Consider the following 5943-nt stretch of genomic DNA (forward strand, 5'->3'; position numbering starts at 1 on the left):
CATTAACGGCCGCTCACGCGGCGCCGTCGTAAAGGCACGCGTTGTCCGGCAGTTCAGGGGATCGACGCCGCTGGCCGCCCATCTCAAATATCTTGGTCGCGAGGGTGTGGCCCGCGATGGCGAAAAAGCAAAAATGTTCGGGCCGGACGAGGACGGGGCTGATCATGATGCCTTCTCAGAACGCTGCAAGGATGATCGGCACCATTTCCGTTTCATCGTCTCTCCTGATGATGCCCAAGAGTTGGGTGACCTCAAGAGTTTTGCTCGCGGCCTCATGGTCGATATGGAGCGCGACCTCGGCACCAACCTCGACTGGATCGGGATCGATCACTGGAACACCGAACACCCTCACGTCCACATTCTGGTGCGCGGCGTGGCCGATGATGGCGAGAACCTCGTCATCTCACGCGACTACATCCGCCAGGGCATGCGCGACCGAGCAAGCGACATTCTCACCCAGACGCTGGGGCCTCGGACCGACAATGACATCCGCCGAACAGTCGAACGGCAGATCGACACCGAGCGGTGGACACAGCTCGATCGCCAGCTTGTTCGCGATGCCGATCGCCTTGGTATCATCGATCTCGCGCCGCTCCGCAGCCACGAGCCCGACGAGTTCCTCACGCTTAAGATCGGGCGGCTGCGCAAGTTGGAAGGGCTTGGCCTCGCCAGCGAGATCCGTCCTGGCCAGTGGACCATTGCGGAGGAGGCTGAGACGACGTTGCATGCGCTCGGCGAGCGTGGCGACATCATCAAGCGCATGCATCGCAGCCTATCCGGCCGTGGCGCCGAGAGACGCGCGGCCGACTATGTCCTTGCAACTGAGCAGACAGCCAATCCTGTCATCGGTCGGCTGTTGGAGCGGGGGCTCGACAACGAGCTGCGGGGCTCGGCATATGCAGTCGTCGATGGTGTCGACGGACGCGTCCATCACATCCGGTTTCAAGATCTCGACGCAACCGGAGATTCCGCGCCGGGCTCGATCGTTGAACTGCGCCGCTACGAGGATGCAAAGGGCCGCGGTCGTGTCGCGCTCGCCATCCGTTCAGACTTCTCCATCGAGGAGCAGATCAGTGCCGGCGGCGCGACTTGGCTCGACCGTCAGCTTGTCGCGAGCAAACCCGCCGAAATCGGGGAGGGCGGCTTCGGCCAGGAAGTGAAACAGGCGCTTCAGGTTCGCACCGATCATCTTGTCAAGGAGGGCCTCGCACGACACGAAGGTCAGCGCGTCATCTTCGCTCATAACCTGATCGACACGCTACGCGATCGCGAGGTGAACGCACTTAGCGCTCGGCTCGCGGCCGAGACCGGACTGCCGTTCGCGAAAGCTTCTGAAGGCGACGAAGTAGCTGGCATCTATCGACAGAGGTTTTCGCTCGTCTCCGGCCGCTTCGCGATGATTGATGACGGGCTCGGCTTCGGGCTTGTGCCTTGGTCGCCGTCTGTCGAGCGGCAGCTGGGAAAGCATGTTTCCGGCCTCATCGGTGCAGGGGGCGGAGTGGATTGGACCTTTGGAAAGAAGCGAGCACTTGGATTGTGAATCCAGACGATATCGTGCATCCGTGTCCTGCAGCGGAACTCCAGATCTGGTCAAACGGCATGCCGGTCGAAGTGATGATCGCCGCGCCCAAAAGCAGCCGCTCATTTAGTGCACCAAAGAATGGCTGCTGCGCCCGCGGGTGAGTTCGATCGAGTTCGCTAGGGTAAAGCGGAGGTCGCGTCCTGACGCAAGCGGTGCCGGCGAGACGGAACGCGCTTTGTGCGCGCGGCTGTCGCCGTCTTCCATTCCGCCTCGGAATAACAGCTAGTCGCACAGCGTCGCTACAGCCTATCTCGCTGAAGGCTCACTGTTCTTACAGGCAAAACGCCTCTGCGGACGCCGGGAGCGGATGATCAGTTGAGCGATGGAGACCATAGTGAACACAAATGTCCAAATCACCCCGCGAGCGGCGGGGGCTCTGGCTTTCAGCCCTGACGGAGTCCTCTTCTTTGGCGACAACAAGCTCGGAGCCGTCTTCGCCTTCAAGACGGAACGGGGCCAGGCCCCAGCCTCGCTGGATCCCTTCCTCTTCGAGTCGATTGACGAGAAGATCGCCGAGGCGCTGGGCGTGACGGTGAAGAGCTTGGTGATGAACGGGATGGCCATCCATCCCGTCACGCGGGAGCCATACCTGTCTGTCGGAGTGCGCAACGGCGATCGCCTGGAGCCCGCGGTCGTGAGCGTCTCGCTTTCCGGTGAGGTCCGCCCCTTCGATCTCTCATCGTCGAAGAGGACAGTACACAGGCTGACCGACGTTCCCGACGAGGACAAGACCTTTAAGTCGCGGGCCGGTTCTTTCCCCTATCCGCCGGCCGCGGTCTTCGACGAGAAGGCGCGCACGCCGCTCCGATCCATGACGATCGTGGATCTGAAGTTTCACAATGGCGATGTGTTCGTCGCCGGCGTCTCGAACCAGGAGTTCTCCTCCACGCTGCGGCGTATCCCCTATCCGTTCACTGGCGCCGCCAGCGAGACCCAAGTGGAAATCTACCACCTCGCTCACGGCCACTACGAGACGCGGGCGCCGATCCGGACCATGCAGTTCGCCACCATCAATGGCGAGGACACGCTCGTCGCCGCCTACGCATGCAGTCCGCTCGTCACCATTCCGGTCTCAGACTTGAAGCACGGCGCAAAGGTGAGAGGCAAGACGATCGGCGACATGGGCAACGGCCAGCCCATCAGCATGGTCGCCTTCCGGGATGGGGACGAGGACAAGCTGTTCATCACCAATCTCAGTCGCGGCCCCATGATCGTTCCGCTCTCGGGTATCCGCTCCGCTGAAGGCTACACGCCCGAGAACCGGCCGACCCAAGACAAGATGCTGGACCAACACCCTACCATGCCGGCCGGGCCGGTCGGCAAGCAGGTGCTGTTCGTCGGGTCGTCGTTGCGGGCCGACCTGTTCAGCGACCGCTTCTTCGTCTCCCTGACCCGCTACGCAGATACCGGCGATCTGACGCTCGAGACCCTGATGACCAGCCCGCTTCCCGGACGGTTAGACAAGATCTGGGTGGAGTTCGATTTCCCGGGCGCCCAGTTCCCACCGAAGCCGTCGGCGTGAACGGCGGGCGTGACTTTTGAAGGCGCCAGAGATGCGGATCCAAACTTCGCCAGACATGCCGATGCGCATCTCTCCTCAAGCCAAGGTCCTTCCCGCCAACATGCTGCGTTTCTATATACATTTTCCGAGGCCAGGAGAGGCGCACTTCGATCGTGACCAACTCTGGCTCCTGAACGACGAGGAGCAGGTTGTGCCTGACCCCTTCCTCGTCCTCTCACAGGAGCTCTGGTCCATTGATGGGTGCCGCCTGACGGTGCTGATGGAGCCAGGAAGGATCAAGCGCGGTCTTGGCGTAGATCCGTCTCACGAGCCGGCGCTTGTCGTCGGGCGCACGTACAGCCTTGTCGTCACGGCCCTCGGGCAAACGGTGCGTCACACCTTCCGTGTAAGCGGTCCCGTCCTGGAGGCGATCGACGAGGCGGCCTGGCGGATCGTCTCCCCAAATGTGGGGAGCCTCGATCCCGTCGCCGTACACTTCGGACGCGTTATGGACGCTGCCCTTTGCGAGGATGAGATCAGAGTCTTGACGTCTTGCGGAGCGGTCGTCGCGACGCGGCTGTCCCTCTCATCCGATGGAACAGCAATGCAGCTTATCCCGGGCCACCCCTGGAGCGCGGGGGAGCAAAGTCTCGTCGTGTCAGACCGTTTCGAAGACGTTTGCGGCAACAGGTTAGGCGAGGCTCTGGACCATGACGTGGGCGTGGCCGGGCGCCCCCGGACCGGGACAATCAACTTCACGCCGCACCGCTTCGGCTAATAGACCGGCAGTAAGTAGGCAGGAAGTCGATGCCGGCTCCCTCAAAAGTCTCCCAACGTCGGCACTCCTGATTGGCATTCATTCCCCGCCGGAATGATGGATATGTCTGCATGCTGTCTACCGGGCATCGATCGAACGAGTGCAAATGACCGTACTCCGTCTGTCGAGCGTCTGCTCGACAGGTCAGATTGCGGGCCTCGGCTCGTGGCCAGGCGTTTCGACGGGGACAACACGTCCAATTTTGAACGGGACCCTCATGTTGCAAGTATATGCCTTCGCGACCCCAAACAGCCTCCGGATTCCGATCGCCCTGGAAGAGCTTGGCCTGGACTACAAGCTAAACGCCGTAAACGTCCGCAAGGGCGACCAGAAGCAGCCAGGCTACCTGGCGATCAACCCCAACGGCAAGGTCCCGGTCCTGGTTGACCCCGAAGGCCCGGACGGCGAAACGCTAACCCTGACCGAGTCGGGCGCGATCCTCATCTACCTGGCTGAAAAGACCGGCGAGCTATTGCCCAGGAGCGGGGCCGCTCGCGCCCGCGTGTTCGAGCAGATGTTCTTCCACCTGACCGGGATCGGGCCCGCCCTTGGTCAGGTCGGGTTTTTCAAGCGTCAGGCTTCGGAGAACCTTCCCCTCGCGATCGATCGTTTCCAAAAGGAGGCGGAGCGGGTCTTGGCGGTCCTGGACGGGGTGCTGGCGCATCGCAAGTTCGCGGCCGGTCCGGACTTCTCGATCGCCGATATCGTTCACTTCGGCTGGCTGTGGCGACGCGACTTCGCCGGCATCGACTTCGAGGCGACGCCGAATATTGCTCGTTGGTACGAAGGGATTTCGGCGCGCCCGGCAGTCCAACGCGCTCTTGAACGGGTGACCGCCCTCGTCCCGCCAGCGTAGGCCACGCCACCAGGCCAACCGCTGCTTTACCGAGACTGTTCGCAACGGAGGCGCAACCGGCCTCGGGCATTGGCCATTGCATGCGCGCACAGCGCTCTTGTCGCCGGCAAGTCCGTTCCGACCCATTCCGAAAGGGGTGGCCATAGCGATGACCTCGGCCTTCTTCATTCCTGGGAGGAATAAGGCTTAGTCAAACACGAGCACTACTGGGTTTCGCCCAGTCCCATATCTCTCATCCGCTCGCGTCACCCCGGCGCCGAGCATTGCGGAGCCCCGGCCGCCGTTGTCCGGGAATAATTTAAGGACGTCACAAATGAGCAAGAAACTCGACGGCAAGATCGCTGTCGTCACCGGCGCTAGCGCCGGTATCGGTCTGGGCGTCGCCAAGGCCTTCGCCGCCGAAGGCGCCAAGGTCTATATCACCGGCCGCCGCCAGAGCGAGCTGGACAAGGCCCTGGCCGAAATCGGCCACGGCGCGGTCGGCGTTCAAGGAGACGCTGCGAATATGGCCGACGTCGACAAGCTGTTCGCCCAGGTCAAGGCGACCGATGGCCGGATCGACGTCCTCGCCCTGAACGCGGGCTTCTACGAATTCGCGAAATTCGGCGAGATCACCGAAGAGCACTTCGACAGGCACTACAACACGAACGTGAAGGGCTTGCTGTTCACCCTGCAGAAGGCGCTGCCCCTGCTGCCCAAGGGCGCCTCGGTGATCCTGACCGGCTCGATCGCCAGCCAAATCGGCATCCCGGCGATGTCCGTCTACTCCTCGACCAAGGCGGCGATCCGCAGCTTGATCCGGGGTTGGATCCACGACACCAAGGAACTGGGCTTCCGCATCAACGTGCTGAGCCCCGGTCATACCCTGACGCCTGGTCTGAAGACCTTGTTGCCGGCTGGGGCCGAAGACCACGTCGCGACGACCATTCCGCTCGGTCGTCTCGGCACCCCTGCCGATCTCGGCAAGGCTGCGGTGTTCCTGGCATCCAGCGACAGCGAATACATCCACGGCATCGAACTCGAAGTGGACGGCGGCGTCTCGCAGATCTGACAACTTTAGCTGGGCGAGCTTCGGCTCGCCCAGTTGCCATTGTCCGCCAGCCGCCTCGGTTACCGCAGATCTGCCCGGGGCCACCTCAGTCCCCATACAAAGAATCCTCATGACCCAACGCACCGTTCTTATCACT

At 62.3% G+C, this 5943-nt stretch carries 5 protein-coding genes; all 5 read left to right on the top strand.

All coding sequences use genetic code 11. The annotated features are described in order from the left end of the window. Window positions 1–1540: VirD2 family relaxase/mobilization nuclease (locus tag EN879_RS21380; protein WP_127274229.1), on the top strand; the 1540-nt coding region annotated here is incomplete at its 5' end. A 376-nt stretch (window positions 1541–1916) separates the two neighbouring features. Continuing rightward, window positions 1917–3104 carry a hypothetical protein gene (locus tag EN879_RS21385; RefSeq protein ID WP_127274230.1) on the top strand — a complete coding sequence of 396 codons (1188 nt, stop codon included), beginning with the start codon at window positions 1917–1919 and terminating at the stop codon, window positions 3102–3104. A gap of 31 nt (window positions 3105–3135) precedes the next feature. Then, window positions 3136–3861, top strand: a complete 726-nt coding sequence (locus EN879_RS21390; protein ID WP_063170727.1) for a hypothetical protein — start codon at window positions 3136–3138, stop codon at window positions 3859–3861. 256 nt (window positions 3862–4117) lie between these two features. Then, entirely contained in the window at window positions 4118–4756 is a 639-nt protein-coding gene (locus EN879_RS21395; protein ID WP_063170726.1) for a glutathione S-transferase N-terminal domain-containing protein, read from the top strand. A 313-nt stretch (window positions 4757–5069) separates the two neighbouring features. Further along, the gene (locus EN879_RS21400) at window positions 5070–5807 is read left to right on the top strand and encodes an SDR family oxidoreductase (RefSeq protein ID WP_063170725.1); all 738 of its coding nucleotides are present in this window, start codon (window positions 5070–5072) and stop codon (window positions 5805–5807) included. Window positions 5808–5943: the final 136 nt, after the last annotated feature.

Source organism: Mesorhizobium sp. M7A.F.Ca.AU.002.02.1.1 (genome assembly GCF_003998535.1).
Lineage (GTDB): Bacteria > Pseudomonadota > Alphaproteobacteria > Rhizobiales > Rhizobiaceae > Mesorhizobium > Mesorhizobium ciceri.